This window comes from Planomonospora antibiotica, assembly GCF_014647955.1.
Classification (GTDB): Bacteria; Actinomycetota; Actinomycetes; order Streptosporangiales; family Streptosporangiaceae; genus Planomonospora; species Planomonospora parontospora.
Window position 1 is genome coordinate 128,570 of sequence record NZ_BMQE01000017.1, and the last position, 15,369, is coordinate 143,938.

At 74.2% G+C, this 15,369-nt stretch carries 15 protein-coding genes; 7 read left to right on the forward strand and 8 right to left on the reverse strand.

Annotation, left to right across the window (positions count from 1 at the left end; translation table 11 throughout):
- Window positions 1–268: 268 nt before the first annotated feature.
- Window positions 269–2,629: an accessory Sec system translocase SecA2 gene (gene secA2 / locus IEZ06_RS17795; protein ID WP_229798294.1), complete on the forward strand. Its 2,361-nt coding sequence runs from the start codon at window positions 269–271 to the stop codon at window positions 2,627–2,629.
- Here secA2 and IEZ06_RS17800 read toward each other — a convergent pair.
- From IEZ06_RS17800 to modB, 3 genes are all read right to left on the reverse strand, one after another.
- Complete coding sequence (locus IEZ06_RS17800; protein ID WP_189237822.1) at window positions 2,592–3,845, reverse strand: phosphotransferase; 1,254 nt, start codon at window positions 3,843–3,845, stop codon at window positions 2,592–2,594. The two genes, secA2 and IEZ06_RS17800, sit on opposite strands and share 38 nt — an antisense overlap.
- A 178-nt stretch (window positions 3,846–4,023) precedes the next feature.
- Window positions 4,024–5,052: an ABC transporter ATP-binding protein gene (locus IEZ06_RS17805; protein WP_189237823.1), complete on the reverse strand. Its 1,029-nt coding sequence runs from the start codon at window positions 5,050–5,052 to the stop codon at window positions 4,024–4,026.
- Between the two features lie 118 nt (window positions 5,053–5,170).
- On the reverse strand, window positions 5,171–5,953 hold the full coding sequence (gene modB / locus IEZ06_RS17810) for a molybdate ABC transporter permease subunit (protein ID WP_189237824.1): 783 nt from the start codon (window positions 5,951–5,953) through the stop codon (window positions 5,171–5,173).
- A 230-nt stretch (window positions 5,954–6,183) separates the two neighbouring features.
- On the opposite strand from modB, the gene IEZ06_RS17815 reads away from it, so the two are divergent.
- Window positions 6,184–6,984: a helix-turn-helix domain-containing protein gene (locus IEZ06_RS17815; RefSeq protein WP_068903291.1), complete on the forward strand. Its 801-nt coding sequence runs from the start codon at window positions 6,184–6,186 to the stop codon at window positions 6,982–6,984.
- Window positions 6,985–7,100: 116 nt separating this feature from the next.
- Here the strand turns inward: IEZ06_RS17815 and IEZ06_RS17820 are convergent, their stop codons facing one another.
- A complete protein-coding gene (locus IEZ06_RS17820) occupies window positions 7,101–7,508 on the reverse strand; it encodes a RidA family protein (RefSeq protein ID WP_189237825.1) in 408 nt (135 codons plus the stop codon).
- A 94-nt stretch (window positions 7,509–7,602) separates the two neighbouring features.
- On the opposite strand from IEZ06_RS17820, the gene IEZ06_RS17825 reads away from it, so the two are divergent.
- A complete protein-coding gene (locus IEZ06_RS17825; protein ID WP_189237826.1) occupies window positions 7,603–8,211 on the forward strand; it encodes a TetR/AcrR family transcriptional regulator in 609 nt (202 codons plus the stop codon).
- Window positions 8,212–8,253: 42 nt separating this feature from the next.
- Here the strand turns inward: IEZ06_RS17825 and IEZ06_RS17830 are convergent, their stop codons facing one another.
- Window positions 8,254–8,799 (reverse strand): helix-turn-helix domain-containing protein, encoded by a 546-nt coding sequence (locus IEZ06_RS17830; protein WP_189237827.1) that lies wholly within the window; start codon window positions 8,797–8,799, stop codon window positions 8,254–8,256.
- Between the two features lie 74 nt (window positions 8,800–8,873).
- On the opposite strand from IEZ06_RS17830, the gene IEZ06_RS17835 reads away from it, so the two are divergent.
- From IEZ06_RS17835 to IEZ06_RS17850, 4 genes are all read left to right on the forward strand, one after another.
- On the forward strand, window positions 8,874–10,376 hold the full coding sequence (locus IEZ06_RS17835) for an alpha/beta hydrolase family protein (protein ID WP_203871977.1): 1,503 nt from the start codon (window positions 8,874–8,876) through the stop codon (window positions 10,374–10,376).
- A gap of 36 nt (window positions 10,377–10,412) precedes the next feature.
- A complete protein-coding gene (locus tag IEZ06_RS17840; RefSeq protein WP_189237828.1) occupies window positions 10,413–11,447 on the forward strand; it encodes a LacI family DNA-binding transcriptional regulator in 1,035 nt (344 codons plus the stop codon).
- Between the two features lie 253 nt (window positions 11,448–11,700).
- Window positions 11,701–13,026 (forward strand): extracellular catalytic domain type 1 short-chain-length polyhydroxyalkanoate depolymerase, encoded by a 1,326-nt coding sequence (locus IEZ06_RS17845; protein ID WP_229798292.1) that lies wholly within the window; start codon window positions 11,701–11,703, stop codon window positions 13,024–13,026.
- A gap of 117 nt (window positions 13,027–13,143) precedes the next feature.
- A complete protein-coding gene (locus IEZ06_RS17850; protein ID WP_189237829.1) occupies window positions 13,144–13,677 on the forward strand; it encodes a hypothetical protein in 534 nt (177 codons plus the stop codon).
- Between the two features lie 163 nt (window positions 13,678–13,840).
- On the opposite strand, the gene IEZ06_RS17855 is transcribed toward IEZ06_RS17850, so the two are convergent.
- The 3 genes from IEZ06_RS17855 to IEZ06_RS17865 form a co-directional block, all read right to left on the reverse strand.
- Window positions 13,841–14,782 (reverse strand): WD40 repeat domain-containing protein, encoded by a 942-nt coding sequence (locus IEZ06_RS17855; RefSeq protein ID WP_189237830.1) that lies wholly within the window; start codon window positions 14,780–14,782, stop codon window positions 13,841–13,843.
- Window positions 14,783–14,879: 97 nt separating this feature from the next.
- Window positions 14,880–15,071 carry a hypothetical protein gene (locus tag IEZ06_RS17860; protein WP_189237831.1) on the reverse strand — a complete coding sequence of 64 codons (192 nt, stop codon included), beginning with the start codon at window positions 15,069–15,071 and terminating at the stop codon, window positions 14,880–14,882.
- Between the two features lie 18 nt (window positions 15,072–15,089).
- Window positions 15,090–15,369, reverse strand: a 280-nt coding sequence (locus tag IEZ06_RS17865; protein ID WP_189237832.1) for a zinc ribbon domain-containing protein, incomplete at its 5' end; no start/stop codon positions are given.

The window sequence follows — 15,369 nt, forward strand, 5'->3', positions numbered from 1 at the left end:
CCCGCGGGGAGCGGGACTCACAGCGGGACTCACAGCGGGGACAAGATACCGGTACGGGGCCCCGGACCCGGCCCGGAGTCCGGCGGCCGGACGGCCCGGATCCGCTCCGGTTCCGCGACGCCTCACCGGCGGACGCGACGCCTCACCCGGCAGAGGGGGACGCGATCCGGGGAGCGGGCACCGGCGGACGGGAACGCGATCCGGGGAGCGGGCACCGGCGGACGGGAACGCGATCCGGGGAGCGGGCGTTGGAGGGAACGTGGCGTCGATAAAGCAGTTCGTCAGGCGGTTCCTGGAGCGTCCCGGTTCGATCGACCTGACCTCCTTCGAACGGACGGTGGCGGCCTCCCGGGCCCACGAGGAGCGCCTGCGGGCCCTCCCGGAGCTGCCCGAGCCCCGGGTGGACGACCCGGCCGCCTTCTGCGCCCTGCTCCGGGAGGCCGCCGACCGGTCGCTGGGGCTGCGCCCGTACGACGTGCAGCTCGTCGGCACGCTGGCCCTGCTCTCCGGCAACGTCGCGGAGATGGCCACCGGCGAGGGCAAGACCCTCTCCGGAGCGATGGCCGCCGCCGGATACGCCCTGCAGGGCAGGCGGGTCCACGTGATCTCGGTCAACGACTACCTGGCCAGGCGCGACGCCGAGTGGATGGGCCCGCTGTACGACGCGCTGGGCGTCACGGTCGGCTGGATCGACCAGAACTCCACGCCCGACGAGCGCCGCGAGGCCTACGCCAGGGACGTGACCTACGGCTCGGTCAGCGAGATCGGCTTCGACGTGCTGCGCGACCGGCTCCGCACCGGCGTCGCCGAGCTCGTCGTGCCCGAGCCGCAGGTCGCGCTGGTCGACGAGGCCGACTCGGTGCTGGTGGACGAGGCCCGGGTGCCGCTGGTGCTGGCCGGGGCCGCCGATCCGGGCGACGCGGTGCCGGAGATGGCCGCGCTGGTCCGGCAGCTCGTCAAGGGCTACCACTACGAGATCGACGACCAGGCCCGCAACGTCCACCTGACGCCCAGGGGCATCGACACGGTCGAGAACGCCCTGGGCGTCGAGCTCTACGACACCCCCGGGACCCTGGCCGAGGTCAGCCTCGCGCTGCACGCCCACGCCCTGCTCACCAAGGACGTCGACTACATCGTCCGCGACGGCCGGGTCCATCTGATCAACCCGTCGCGGGGCCGGGTGGCGCTGCTGCAGCGCTGGCCGGACGGCCTGCAGGCGGCGGTCGAGGCCAAGGAGGCGCTGCCCGCCTCCGAGACCGGCGAGATCCTCGACTCGATCACCGTCCAGGGGCTGATCACCCGCTATCCCGTCAAGTGCGGGATGACCGGCACGGCCGTGGCCGTCGGCGAGCAGCTCCGCGAGTTCTACGGCCTCGAGGTGGCCGTCGTCCCGCCCAACCGGCCGCTGGTCCGCGCGGACGAGCCGGACCGCCTGTTCGAGCACGCCCTGGAGCGGGACCGGGCGCTGGCCGACGAGATCGCCGAGGCGCACGCGACCGGCAGGCCGGTCCTCATCGGCACCCTGGACGTGGCGGAGTCCGAGCGGCTCGCGCTGACCCTGGCCGGCCGCGGCCTGGAGTGCGTGGTCCTCAACGCCAAGAACGACGCCGAGGAGGCCTCGATCATCGCGGCGGCCGGGGAGCGCGGCGCGATCACGGTCTCCACCCAGATGGCCGGGCGCGGCACCGACATCCGCCTCGGCGAGGGGGTCGACGCCCTGGGCGGGCTGTACGTCATCGGCTCGGGACGGCACGCCGCCAGCCGCCTGGACGACCAGCTCCGCGGCCGCGCCGGCCGGCAGGGCGACCCCGGCGGCTCGGTCTTCTTCGTCAGCGGCGAGGACGATCTGATCGCCCGCTACGTCGCCGACGAGTACACCGGCGGGGTGCCCTCCCAGCGGCTCGTCGCGCACGCCCAGCGCGTCGCCGAGGGCGTCAACATGGAGATCCACCGCAACACCTGGCGTTACACGCGCCTGCTGGAGCGCCAGCGCGAGGAGGTCCTGGAGCGGCGGGACAAGGTCCTGCGCGGGCGTACGGCCTCCGAGGCCCTCGCCGCGGCCGCCCCCGAGCGCTGGGCCGAGGTGCTGGAGAGCCTGGGGAGCGGGACCGGGACTGGGGCCGACGGAGGCGGGAGCGGGGCCGGGACTGGGGCCGACGGGGCCGACGGAGGCGGGAGCGGGGCCGGAGCCGACCGGAGGGACGGGAGTGACCGGACCGGCGAGGGCGGGACCGGCGCGGGGCCCGGCGCCGAGGGGGCCGCGGACGTGCTGCACGAGGCGGCCCGGCAGATCGTGCTGTTCCACCTCGACCGCTGCTGGGCCGAGCACCTGGCCTACCTCGGCGAGGTCCGCGAGGGCATCCACCTGCGCGTCCTCGGCCGGGCCAACCCGATCGACGAGTTCCACAAGGAGGCCGTCGGCGCCTACCGGCGCATGCTGGCCGAGGTGGAGTCCCGCTCGGTCGCCGCCTTCGAGGCCGCCGAGATCACCGCCGACGGCCTCGACCTGGAGGGCGCGGGCCTCAAGCGCCCCACCGCCACCTGGACCTACCTCGTCCAGGACAACCCCTTCGGCACCGAGCTGGAGCGCATCACCAGCCGGCTGGCCCGCGGGTCCAGGCGCCGCTGACGGCCAGGGCCGCGCGGATCTCGGCCGCCGGATCGCCCTCGTGGTAGACGCGCTCGCTCGTCTCGATGCCGTCCAGGAACTCCTGGTAGCGCACCGCGTACGCCAGGCGCGCGAAGGGGCCCGCCAGGGCCAGCGCCCTGCCCGGGTCGGAGCCGGGGACCAGCGCCGACCAGGCCGCGGTCCACGCGCCGGTCACCTCGTGGCGGCGGTCGGCGGGCAGGAACCCGCACGTCCGCAGCGCGTCCAGCGCGGGGTGGCCGAAATGGCAGTCGGCGAAGTCGACGGCGGCCGTGCGCCGCCCGTCCGACCGCCAGTTGCCGGGATGGAAGTCGGCGTGCACCAGGGAGTGCGGCAGGCCGCACTCCTCCAGCGCGGCGGCCAGCCCGGGCAGCCCGTCGGCCAGCCGGCGCGCCGCCGACAGCTCGGCGGCGGACAGGCCGGTCGCGGCCTCGCCGTCCAGGAGCCCGTGCACCAGCTCCGCCAAGGCCCGCGGGGTGCGGTCCGGCAGTCCGTCCGGGATCCCGTCCCGGCGCCGCGCGACCGCCGCCTGCGCCGCGGCCCAGCGCCCGGTCATCGCGCGGACGGTCTCCGCCGGGGCCTCCCAGCAGTCCTCGCCGGGCAGGTGGTCGAGGATCACCCGGCGGCGGCGGGCGTCGGACGCCACGACGGCGGGCACGATCTCCGGGTCCACCGCCGCGAGCGCCGCCATCGCGCCCGCCTCCCACGTCGCGAAGCCGGGCGTCTCCTTCAGCCAGACCGGACCCCCGGTGGTGGGGATGCGGAACAGCCCCGACAGGTTCCAGGTCTTCACCTGCCGCACGGGTCCGCTCATCGGGCGTCCCGCCGCGCGCAGCGCCTCCCGGGCCCACTCCAGGGACTCCCGGAGGCCGGACGCGGTGGCCCACCCGGCCCGGCGGGCGGCGGGCCGCAGCAGCCCGGCCGCGTCGGCGGGCGGCGGGCCGAGCAGTCCGTCGCGGGGACGGCCGAAGGCCTCGGCGTGGTAGGTCACGTGCCCGTCCCTGGCACCGCCCCCGCCCCGCACGCCCACCAGCCGCAGCACCATGACGGGCACGCCGAGCACCGCCGTCAAATGGTCGGCGACCGGCCCGGCGTCGGCCCACCAGGGGGTCGCCACCGGGAACGGCCCGAGGCTCCCCAGGCACTCGCCCTCCGACGTCACCACCGCGCCCGCCGTACGGCCCCGCCCTCGTCCCATGGGGCCAGTCTGGCCGCCCGCGCCCCGTCGCCGCGAGCGGTTATCGGTCCCGCACCCCGCGGGTCCCACACCCCGTCCAGGTCCCGCACCCTGCGCGGGTCTCACCCCCCGCACCCCGGTCGGAGGCTGCCGCGGAGCCGGTCGGGACGATCCCTGCCGGGCGCGACCCCGTACGCGATCAGGCGGGGTAGGCGTGGGTCTCGGTGGCCTTGAGGGCGGCCCAGACCCGCGCGCCGGGCCGGAGGCCGAGCTCGGCGACCGCGGCGGCGGTGACGTCGGCGGAGGCCTCGACCGGACCGGTGAGCAGCACCCGGACGTGGTCGCCGTGCCGTTCCACCCCGCCGATCACCGCCTCCCAGAGGTTGCGCGGGGTGCCGTCCGGGCGGGTGCGGTAGAGGGCGACCGCCGTGGGCGGGAAGGCCACGAACACCGGGCCGGTCTGGGACTCGGCCGCGTTCAGCGTGACGCCGTCCAGCCGTACGGCGTGCCCGTCGGCGACGCCCCGGTAGAGGTTGAGCCCGACCAGCCGGGCGACGTAGTCCGTGCGGGGATGGCGGGCCACGGCCGAGGGGGCGCCCTCCTGGACGACCGCGCCGTCCTCCACCACGACGAGCCGGTCGGCCAGCACCATCGCGTCCAGCGGGTCGTGGGTGACCAGCACGGCGGCGCCGTCGAAGTCGCCGAGGTGGCGGTGGAGGGCCGCGCGGACCTCCAGCCGGGTGTGCGCGTCGAGGGCGGCGAGCGGCTCGTCGAGGAGGAGCAGGCGGGGCCGTACGGCCAGCGCCCGGGCGAGGGCGACCCGCTGGGCCTGCCCGCCGGACAGCTCGTGGGGCCTGGCCCTCTCGTGCCCGGCCAGGCCGACGCGCTCCAGCCACCCGCCCGCGAGCTCGCGGGCCCGCCGCTTCGGCACGCCGTGGCAGCGCGGGCCGAAGGCGACGTTGTCCAGCGCGGACAGGTGCGGGAAGAGCAGGTAGTCCTGGAAGACCATGCCGACGGGGCGGCGCTCGGCGGGGGTCGTGTGCAGCGGCTCGCCGTCGAGGCGGATGTGCCCGGCGGACAGGGGCAGCAGCCCGGCCAGCGCCCGCAGGACCGTGGTCTTGCCCGCGCCGTTGGGACCGAGCAGGGCGACCACCTCCCCTGCGGCGACCTCCAGCTCCAGGTCGAGGCGGAACCTCGGCCGCTCCACCACCAGCCTGCCGCTGATCATGTTCCTCCCTCCCGCCCCGAGGGAACCGGCCCGGTGCTCGCGACTCCCACCGCGCGTACGGCGTCCGCGGCTCCCGTCCCGCTCACGGTGTCCGTCGCGTTCGCGGTGTCCGTCGCGTTCACGGCGTCCCCGCCCACCGGTCGCGCAGGCTGGCCAGCACCAGCACGGAGACCGCGAGCAGGACCAGGCTGAGCACGATGGCGGCCTCGGGGTCGGTCTCCAGCGCGAGGTACACCGCCAGGGGCATGGTCTGCGTCCGCCCCGGGAAGTTCCCGGCGAAGGTGATGGTGGCCCCGAACTCCCCCAGCGCCCGCGCCCAGCACAGCACGGCTCCCGCGGAGACGCCGGGGGCGACGAGCGGCAGCGTGACGCGGGTGAACACCCGCCACCGGGACGCCCCGAGGGTGGCCGCGGCCTCCTCGTAGCGCAGGTCCGCCGCCCTCAGCGCACCCTCGACGCTGATCACCAGGAACGGCATGGCCACGAAGGCCTCGGCGAGCACCACCCCGGCCGTGGTGAACGGGAACGAGATCCCGAACGCCTCATGCAGCCACCGCCCGGCCAGCCCGTTCCGGCCGAGGACGAGCAGCAGCGCGACGCCCCCGACCACGGGCGGCAGCACCAGCGGGACCGTCACCAGGGCCCGGATCAGCCGCCGTCCGGGCGGGTTCCCCCGGGCCAGCAGCCAGGCCAGCGGGACCCCGAGCAGCAGGCAGATCGCGGTGGCGAGGGTGGCGGTGACCAGCGACAGGCGCAGCGCCTCCAGCACCAGCGGTTCGGCCAGCCGCTCCCCCATCTCCGCCCACGGGGCCCTGACCAGCAGGCCGAACAGGGGCAGGACGAGGAAGACCAGCCCGGCGACCGCCGGGACCGCCAGCGGCCACGGCATCCGTCCTCGCATCCGGCCGTCCCCTCCTCTCGCACCGCCCGCCCGTGTCCACGGGAGGCGAGGAGCACGCGGCGGAGCCGGCCAGGAGCGCCGGCACGGCCGGTGCCGTCACCCGGAGATCCCGCCGGCCCACGCCGCCTGATCCTGGCACACGCCGCCGCCGCGGCGGGCTCCGGATGTCACGGTCTCCGTTACATCGACGGTAATGGTTTGGCGGATCATTGCCGGATATTGTGTTATTTGTGACCACCACCAGCGCGAACCGGCCGGTAGGCGAGCTGCTGCGCCAGTGGCGGGAGCGCCGGAGGATGAGCCAGCTGGACCTGGCCATCCAGGCCGACATCTCCACCCGGCACCTGAGCTTCGTGGAGACCGGCCGCTCCAAGCCCAGCCGGGACATGATCCTCCACCTCGCCGAGGAGCTGGACCTGCCGCTCCGCGAGCGCAACCACCTGCTGCTCGCGGGCGGTTTCGCCCCGGTGTTCGCCGAGACCCCGCTGAACTCCCCCGAGATGGCCTCGGTCCGCGAGGCGCTGGGGCAGGTGCTGAGCGGGCACCAGCCGTATCCGGCCGTGGTCGTGGACCAGCGCTGGAACCTGGTGGACCGCAATCCCGCCACCGGGCTGCTGCTGCGCGGCGTCGCCCCGGAGCTGCTCGAACCGCCGGTCAACGTGCTGCGGCTGAGCCTGCACCCGAAGGGCATCGCGCACCGGATCCTCAATCTGGGCGAGTGGCGCGCCCACCTGCTGCACCGGCTGCGCCGCCAGATCAGCCTGACCGCCGACCCGGAGCTGACCGAGCTCTGGCGGGAGCTCGTCGACTATCCCTGCGACCAGCCGGAGCCCGAACTGGGCAGCGGCCCCGGGCAGATCGTGATCCCGCTCCGGCTCCGCCGCGGCTATCGCGAGCTGGTCTTCTTCAGCACCATGACGACCTTCGGCACCCCGCTCGACATCACCGTGGCCGAGCTGGCCATCGAGGCGTACTTCCCCGCCAACCCCGAGACCGCCGCCTACCTGCAGCACCAGCACCACCCCGACTAGGGTCCGCCCGCCGGTCCGGCGCGGCACACCCGGCCGGCACGCGGAGATGCCCGCCCGGCACGTGGAGACGGCGGGCCGGCGCGCGGAGGCGACGGGCCGCCCGGCCGGGGGCGCGGCTAGTCGATCACCGCGGTGGCCTCGATCTCGACCAGGAGGTCCGGCTCCGCCAGCGCCGCGACGCCCAGCAGCGTGATCGGCTTGACCGGGTCGACGCCCAGCTTCGCCGCCGCCCGGCTCACCCCCTCACCCAGCAGCTGCATCTTCTCCGGGCTCCAGTCGACGACGTAGGCGGTCAGCTTCGCCACGTCGTCGAAGGAGCCGCCGATCTCGGCCATGGCGGTGCCGATGTTGAGGTAGGCCTGCTCGACCTGGGCGGCGAGGTCTCCTTCGCCGACCCGCCGGCCCTCGGCGTCCCGGGCCACCTGGCCCGCGATGAACACCAGCTTCGACCCGGTGGCGATCGACAGCTGCCGGTAGGCCTCGGGCTTCGGCAGGCCTTCGGGGTTGACCAGGGTCACGGCCATGACTTCTCCTCCACGTCGGGAACAGGATCGATGCCACCCGAAAGCATGGCAACGTTATGCATTAAAGCATAGCAAGGTTATGTATTCTGACGCGATGGCGAGGACGAAAGATCCGGCGGTCCGGTCCCTGCTGCTGGAGCGAGCCGCCCAGATGCTCCGGGCCCGGCAGCCCGTCACGCTCCGCACGCTGGTCGCCGGCACCGGCGTGTCGACGATGGCCGTCTACACCTACTTCGGCGGCATGGACCGGCTGTGGAAGGCGCTGCGACAGGAGGGCTTCACCCGGCTGGCGGCCAAACTCGCAGCCGTCCCGGCCTCCGCGGACCCGGTGCGGGACCTCGCCGCCCTGGCCGCCGCCTACCTGGCCAACGCCCAGGAGAACCCCGACCTCTACCGTGTCATGTTCGACGCGGACTTCGAGCTCGAGGACGCCGAAGCCGCGGACGAGACCCTGCACTACCTCGTCCGGACCGCCGACCGAGCCAGGGCGGCCGGCCGCTTCCGCGACGACGTCTCCCCCCTGGAGCTGGCGACGCAGAGCTGGATGATCGGCCACGGACTCGCGTCCCTCGTCATAACGGGCCCCCTGCCGCACCAGGCGCTCGCTCACGCCGTGCCCATGCTGACCGCGCTGTTCACCGGCGCGGGAGACGAGCCCGGCAGCTGCCGCCGGTCGGTGGAGCGCGGCTGGGGCGGACTCTGACGGTCGCGGATCCGGCCGCGGGCCGCCCCGGCCGGAGGGCGATCACTCCTCCGCCGACGAAGGCTCGGACGGCATCAGGACGTTGGTGATCACCCGCCTGATCCGCCCCTCCCCCGGCCCGTTGCCCGCCCTGGCCTGGAACACGGCCCGCAGGTCCGCCGCGAACGCGGCGAACTCGTCGTCGGAGAGCCACAGGGCGGTCTGGCGGTAGCCGACGCCGTCGCGGCGCAGGTCGACGTCGCCCCGGTCGAGATAGCGGTCGTAGTCGGCCAGCAGCCCCGCGACGAAGGCCATGAACGCCCGCCGGTGGTCTTCGGGGGACATCGCCGCCAGGTCCTCGTCGGTGACCTGCGCCGCCGCCAGGCGCAGCGCGTAGGTGCGCTCCACCGCGCCCCGCACCCGCTGCTCGCCGACGATCTCCAGCACGCCCGCGTCGGCCAGCAGCGCGACATGGCGGTACAGCGTGGCGGTCGAGACGTCGGAGAGCTCGGCGGCGAGGGCCGCGGTGGTCATGCGGCGGTCGCCGAGCAGCGCCTGGACGATGCGCAGGCGGACCGGGTGGAGCAGCAGATCGGCCGTCGTCTTCATGGATGAATACTCTCATATTTGACATCAATCTCAAAGATGAGAATACTCATGGTTGGACATAGAGGAAAGGACGCATGATGGCGACGATGACGGTGACCGGCGGCGAGCTGGTGCTGGCGCTCGGCCGGGGCGAGAGGACGGCGGGGCTGCACGGGGACATCCGGGTGCCGCTCTCCGCGGTCCGCGAGGTCGCCGTCGTGGAGAACCCGGTGGCGGAGGTCCGCGGCCTGCGCGCCCCCGGCCTGGCCGTCCCCGGGCGGACGAAGATCGGGACCTGGCGGCGGGCGGGGAGCCGGTCGTTCGTGGTCGCCCGCCGGGACGTGCCCGCCGTGCGGGTGGCGCTGAGCGGTGCCCGCTACGACGAGCTGCTGGTCAGCGACGCGGCCGCGGTGGAGCTCGCCGCGCGCATCCGCGAGTCGGCCGGCCTGCCCGCGCCGGTCGCCGAGCAGCGCGTCACGTTCTCCTCCGGCGACCTCGCCCTCGGCGGCACGCTCGCCCTCCCGCCCGCCGACACGGTCCCGGCGGACCCGGCCGCCTCACCGGCCTCCACCGGCGCGGCCCCCACGGGTACGGCCTCCGCGGGAGCGACCTCCACGGATACGGCCTCTGCAGGAGCGACCTCCGCGGGGGCGGCCTCCACGAGCACGGGCCCCAGCGGGCGGGAGCCGTACCCGGTGGCGCTGATCATCACCGGTTCGGGTCCGCTGGACCGGGACGCGAACCACCCGCGGATGCCCCTGGGGATCAGCCGCGACCTGGCGCACGCGCTGGCCCGGGCCGGGGTGGCGTCCTTCCGCTACGACAAGCGCGGCGCCGGGGAGTCCCAGGGGTCCTTCCTCGCCGCGGGCCTCGGTGACAACATCGACGACGCGCGCGCCGCGCTGGCCTGGCTCCGGACCCGCCCGGAGATCGACCCGGCGGCGGTGTTCGTCGTCGGCCACAGCGAGGGCGCCGTCATCGCCACCGCCCTCGGCGCCGAGCCCGCCGGGCCGGCGGCGGACCTGGCCGGGATCGTGCTGCTCTCGCCCATGGCGAAGACGGGCGAGGAGACGCTGGCCTGGCAGACGCGGCAGATCGCCGGAGACCTGCCCGCGCCGGTCCGGGTGATCCTGCGCCTGCTCCGCACCGACCTCGCCGCCAAGCAGGCGGAGGCCGTCACCAGGCTCAAGGCCACGACGACCGACGTGGCCCGGATCCAGGGGCGCAGGACGAACGCGCGCTGGCACCGCGAGTTCATCGCCTTCGACCCCGGACCCGCGCTGCGCGCGCTGCGCGCCCCGGTCCTCGCCGTCACCGGGGCCTGCGACGTCCAGGTGGACCCCGCCGACCTCGACGCCATCGCCGCCACCGCGGGCCGCGACGGCGGCGTGACCGAGGGCGACGTCACGGTGACGGGCGACGTCACGGCGACGGGCGACGTCACGACCGTGCGCGTGCCCGAGCTGAGCCATCTGCTCCGCCGCGACCCGGACGGCGGCGGCCTGCGCACCTACAAGCAGCAGATCCGCAGGCCCGTCGACCCCGGTCTCCTCTCCCTCGTGACGGACTGGATCACCGACCGCCTCCCCCGGGCCTGAACCGGCCCGTCGCGCTCTCCTGTCTAGACTGGGGCGGTGACTTCGAGCGGCCCCGACAGCGCGGAACCCGGGCGGCAGGGGCTGACCGTCGCGAAGATCGCGCACCTCGCGGGGGTGTCCGCGCCGACCGTCTCCCGGGTCCTCAACGGCCAGCCGGGTGTGGCGCTCGGCACCCGGCAGCGGGTGGAGGCCGTGCTCCGGGAGCAGGGATACCAGCGGCGGGAGAGCGGTCCGGCCGCCATCCTGGAGCTGGTCTTCCACGCGCTGGAGAGCCTGTGGGCGCTTGAGATCATCCGCGGCGTGGAGCAGGTCGCCCGGGAGCACGGGCTCGCCGTGGTGCTCACCGAGATGCAGGGCCGGCTCACCCCCGGGCGGGCGTGGACCGAGCAGGTCCTCGCCCGGCGCCCGGCCGGTGTCATCGCCGTCTTCTCCGAGCTCACCGTCCAGCAGCAGTCGCAGCTGGCCACCCGTTCGATCCCCCTGGTCGTGCTCGACCCGACCGGGGAGCCGCTGCACCGCACGCCCTCGGTGGGCGCCACCAACTGGAGCGGCGGGATGGCCGCGACCCGGCACCTGCTCGACCTGGGGCACCGGCGCATCGCCATGCTCAGCGGCCCGACCGGGTGGCCGTGCTGCCGTGCCCGGCTCGACGGCTACCGGGCCGCCATGGACGCCGCGGGCGTGCCGGTCGACCCGGACCTCGTCCGCGTCAGCACCCTCTACGTCGAGGGCGGCCTGCGCGACGGCGGCGAGCTGCTCCGCCTGCCCGACCCGCCGACCGCGGTCTTCACCGCCAACGACCTGCAGGCGTTCGGCGTCTACGAGGCCGCCCGCCAGGCCGGCCTGCGGATCCCGGAGGACCTGAGCGTCGTCGGGTTCGACGACCTGTCGTTCACCCGGTGGGCCGGGCCTCCCATGACGACCGTGCGCCAGCCGCTGGTTCAGATGGGGGCCGCCGCCGCCCGGATGATCGTCGCCCTGGCGGGCGGCGAGGAGCTCGAACAGCACCGCGTCGAGCTGGCCACCGAACTCGTCGTACGGCAGAGCACCGCCCCGCCGCCCCGTCACTGAGCCGCACGGCAGAGCACCGCCCCGCCGTCCCGACGCTGAGCCGTACGGCGGACCACCGCCCCCTCCCGGCCCGGCGCCGGCGAAGAAAGTTTCATCCCCGCCGCGCCCGCCCCCGCAGGCCGTACCAGGTCATCGGCGCGCCTCCGGGCGGGCGTGCCGGAGCGCCTTGCCCGTGGAAATGTTCCGCCGGATACTCCGGAACGTTTCAGGAGGCTCGCGCCGTGCGGCCCGTACCCGGAGGACAGGACAGCCGATGAGGATGAGAAGCAAGGCGAGGGGCGGGCTGAGCACCGTAGCCGCCGCTGTGGCCGCCACGGTGGCCGCCGTCATGGCACTCGCCGTCACGGGACTGGTCGCGGCGCCCCCGGCGTCGTCGGCCTCCCTCACCGAGGTCACCGGCTTCGGGACCAACCCGACCAACCTGAGGATGCACCTGTACGTCCCGGACAGCGCCCCGGCCAGGCCCGCGATCGTGGTGGCCGTGCACTACTGCACCGGCTCCGGCCCGGCCTTCCACTCGGGCACGGAGTTCGCCTCCCTGGCCGACCGGTACGGATTCGTCCTCGTCTACCCGTCCGCGACCAGGAGCGGCTCCTGCTTCGACGTCTCCTCGCCCCAGGCCCTGCGGCGCGACGGCGGCAGCGACCCGGTGGGGATCATGTCCATGGTCAGGTACGTCCAGCAGCGCCACAACGGCGACCCCGACCGGGTCTACGTCACCGGCGCGTCCTCCGGCGGCATGATGACGAACGTCCTGCTGGGCGACTACCCCGACGTGTTCAAGGCCGGGGCCGCGTTCATGGGCGTGCCGTTCGGCTGCTTCGCCACCACCGACGGCTCCTCCTGGAACAGCGCCTGCGCCAACGGCCAGGTGGTCAGGACCCCGCAGCAGTGGGGCGACCTGGTGCGCGCCGCGTACCCCGGCCACAGCGGGCCGCGCCCCCGGATGCAGATCTGGCACGGCACCGAGGACGCCACGCTGCGCTACCCGAACTTCCAGGAGCAGATCAAGCAGTGGACGAACGTCCACGGGATCGGCCAGACCCCGGTGCTCTCCGACACCCCGCGGCCGGGCTGGGTGCGGACCCGCTACGGGAGCACCGGCGAGCAGGCCCCGGTGGAGGCGATCAGCCTGCCGGGGGTCGGGCACAACCTGCCGATGGGCGGCATGGCCGAGGCCGTCATCCGGTTCTTCGGCCTGACCGGCGGCCCCACCGCCTCGCCCACCCCGACCGCGACGCCCACCGTCACCCCCGGCACCGGCTCCTGCCGCGTCACCTACACCGTGAACGCCTGGAACACCGGCCTCACCGCCGCGGTCAAGGTCACCAACACCGGCTCCACCGCGGTCGACGGCTGGTCCCTGGCCTTCACCCTGCCGGGCGGGCAGACGGTCTCCAACGCCTGGAACGCCGCCGTCTCACCGAGCAGCGGCCAGGTGACCGCGAGGAACGCCTCCTACAACCGGACCATCACACCGGGCGCCTCGGCGGAGTTCGGCTTCCAGGCCGCCCACACCGGGAACACCGACGAGCCGGCCTCCTTCACCCTCAACGGCACGCCCTGCACCGTCGATTGACCCGGCAAGCCGGTACGGCTGCGCCACCGGTGCAGCCGTACCGGCGGCCGATCCGGCGGTCCGCCCGATCGTCCGAATCGATCTCCGTGGTGGAATACTCCCGTGGATCAAGCGCGGGTGAGGCAGTTGCTGGGTGAGATGCTGCTCTGCTGTTTCGTGATCGTCCTGATCAGCGGCGGCTTCCTGGCGTTCTTCTACACGCCCAGCGGCGAGATGATCCCCTACAGCGGAGACTATGAGCCGCTCCGGGGCGTCCCCATGAGCGCCGCCTACCACTCGATCCTGGACATCAGCTTCGAAGAGGGCACAGGGCTGTACGTGCGGCTGCTGCACCACAGCACCTCGCTCCTGCTCGGCGTGGGCACCGCCTTCTGGGCCCTGCTCGGCCGGTTCCGGTACGCGTTCGCGGTGCTGGGCCTGATCATTGTCGGCGGGATCACCGGCTACGGAGCCGCCGACGACCTGCTGTCCGGGACCGTCCTGGGCCGGGTGCCCATCCCCCTCTGGTACGGCCTGCACCTGCTGATCGCGCTGGCCGTGGGCGCGGCGCTGGTGCTCTCCTCCCGGCGGGAGGCGGCCCGGCGGCCCAGGACGGTCCCCTTCGTGGCGCTGAGCATCGGCCTCACCCTCCTGGCGGTCTTCGGGCTCTGAGGCGCGTCGCGGAGGGCGCGCCCGGGACGTCTCGGACGGTGCTCCCCCAGGGCGTCGCGGACGGTGCGCCCCGAGGCCGAGCCCACGCCGTCCGCCGGCCCGCCGTGCGACTGAGCACCGGGCGACTGAGCGCGGAGGGCCGCCGAGGGCGGAACCGTCGCCGTCAGCCGGCGACGATGACGTCCCCCACGGCGGAGGTGACGGTGAAGGAGTCGAGCCGCCGCAGCCGGCCCGTCGTCCGGTCCAACCGGTACCAGGTGTAGACGTGGTACTCCTCCCCGCTCCGCCCGCGATAGGAGTCGGTCAGCACGTCGAGCCGGCCCGCCCTGTCCCAGCGCGCCCGGTAGGGGGCCTCGCCCTTGCGGAGGCGGAGCGGGAACGTGCGTCTCTTCCCGGTGTCCAGGTTGCGGACGGTGACCGCGTTCTTCGAGGGATGGACGTCGTCCCGCCGGGCCTTGGCCACGGTGACGCCGTCGCGACCGAGGTCGCCCATCATGTAGGCCGACCGCCGCAGTCTCACCGACCAGGTCCCGGTCTTGTAGACCACCGCCCCGCGCACGTGGGTGGCCATCAGGTGCTTCTCATCCGGGCTGAACCTCGCCAGGTCGTATCCCCGGGGCAGGTCGAAGGCCTTCCCGGTGGCCGTGTCCACGATCCGGTCGACCGGTTTCAGGGAGACGAGGTGCTCTCCGTCGATGCCGACGAACCGCCCGCGCGGGGAGAGGGTCAGCTCGGTCACCGATACGGACTCCGGCCGCCTCACCGCGGTCCGGCGCGCCTTCCCGGTGGCGGCCTCCCAGATCATGAGCACGCCGTCGCTCTTGCGGAAGTACGCGGCGCGGGTGCCGTCCGGGGAGAGCGCCATGACGCCCATGGCCGGATGGTCGCCGTCGGGCCGGTGCGCGTCAGGGAGCGACCGGACGCGGCCGTCGCTCAGCCAGAGCCTCCACGGGCCGCACGAGCGCCGCCCGACGCCGTCGTCGTTCCGGCAGACGCCGAGGCCGGCGTGGCGGATCACCGGCTTGACCGGTGCGGCCCCGGCCGGAAGGCCGGTCATGAGCACGACCGCAGCTGTGACCGCGGCCGTCACTGTCCGGAACGGCATGCCCGCATCCTCCCACAGCGCCGCGGAGCCGCGTCGCGGAACGACCGTCCGTCCCCGCGGAGCGTCCGTCCGTCCCCGCGGAGCAGCCGTCCGTCCGTCAGCAGACTCCGGGCAGTGTGCATGTCTTCGCCGCCATCTCGGTGGCATTGCCACGCAGGGTCTTGACGGCTCGCTTCTGCGGGTGGCCGAGGGAGTCCAGGTCACCGAAGTAGATCATCAGAGCGCTGCCCCTGCGCGCCACGATGCCCGACAGCAGCGGGGACCATTCTCTGTTGAGCTTGTCGTACATCTTGACTTCCTCCCCCGCCTAAAGGCGGGGGATTCCAGCGGTCGCCCGCTGGGGTTCCTGCTTCACCGACGACCGCCCCGTCCGGGAGGACTCCCGTTGAGGTCTCACACCGTCTCCACAGGCAGACGCCGCCAGCCCGGCGGCCAGGATGTTGCGTGCCGCGTTCACATCGCGGTCATGCACGGCACCGCAGTCGCACGTCCACTCGCGGACGTTCAACGGCAGCTTCCCGCGGATCGTGCCGCAGGCTCCGCACAGCTTCGAGCTGGGGAACCAGCGGTCGATCACGACGAGTTCA

What these genes read in the sequence shown, in the direction of transcription:
- IEZ06_RS17845 (WP_229798292.1), top strand. Translation starts at nt 11,701, where the DNA reads ATGAGGATGAGAAGCAAGGCGAGGGGCGGGCTGAGCACCGTAGCCGCC.
- IEZ06_RS17820 (WP_189237825.1), bottom strand. Translation starts at nt 7,508, where the DNA reads ATGGCCGTGACCCTGGTCAACCCCGAAGGCCTGCCGAAGCCCGAGGCC.
- modB (WP_189237824.1), bottom strand. Translation starts at nt 5,953, where the DNA reads ATGCGAGGACGGATGCCGTGGCCGCTGGCGGTCCCGGCGGTCGCCGGG.
- IEZ06_RS17855 (WP_189237830.1), bottom strand. Translation starts at nt 14,782, where the DNA reads ATGCCGTTCCGGACAGTGACGGCCGCGGTCACAGCTGCGGTCGTGCTC.
- IEZ06_RS17800 (WP_189237822.1), bottom strand. Translation starts at nt 3,845, where the DNA reads ATGGGACGAGGGCGGGGCCGTACGGCGGGCGCGGTGGTGACGTCGGAG.
- IEZ06_RS17860 (WP_189237831.1), bottom strand. Translation starts at nt 15,071, where the DNA reads ATGTACGACAAGCTCAACAGAGAATGGTCCCCGCTGCTGTCGGGCATC.
- IEZ06_RS17805 (WP_189237823.1), bottom strand. Translation starts at nt 5,052, where the DNA reads ATGATCAGCGGCAGGCTGGTGGTGGAGCGGCCGAGGTTCCGCCTCGAC.
- IEZ06_RS17835 (WP_203871977.1), top strand. Translation starts at nt 8,874, where the DNA reads ATGATGGCGACGATGACGGTGACCGGCGGCGAGCTGGTGCTGGCGCTC.
- IEZ06_RS17830 (WP_189237827.1), bottom strand. Translation starts at nt 8,799, where the DNA reads ATGAAGACGACGGCCGATCTGCTGCTCCACCCGGTCCGCCTGCGCATC.
- IEZ06_RS17825 (WP_189237826.1), top strand. Translation starts at nt 7,603, where the DNA reads ATGGCGAGGACGAAAGATCCGGCGGTCCGGTCCCTGCTGCTGGAGCGA.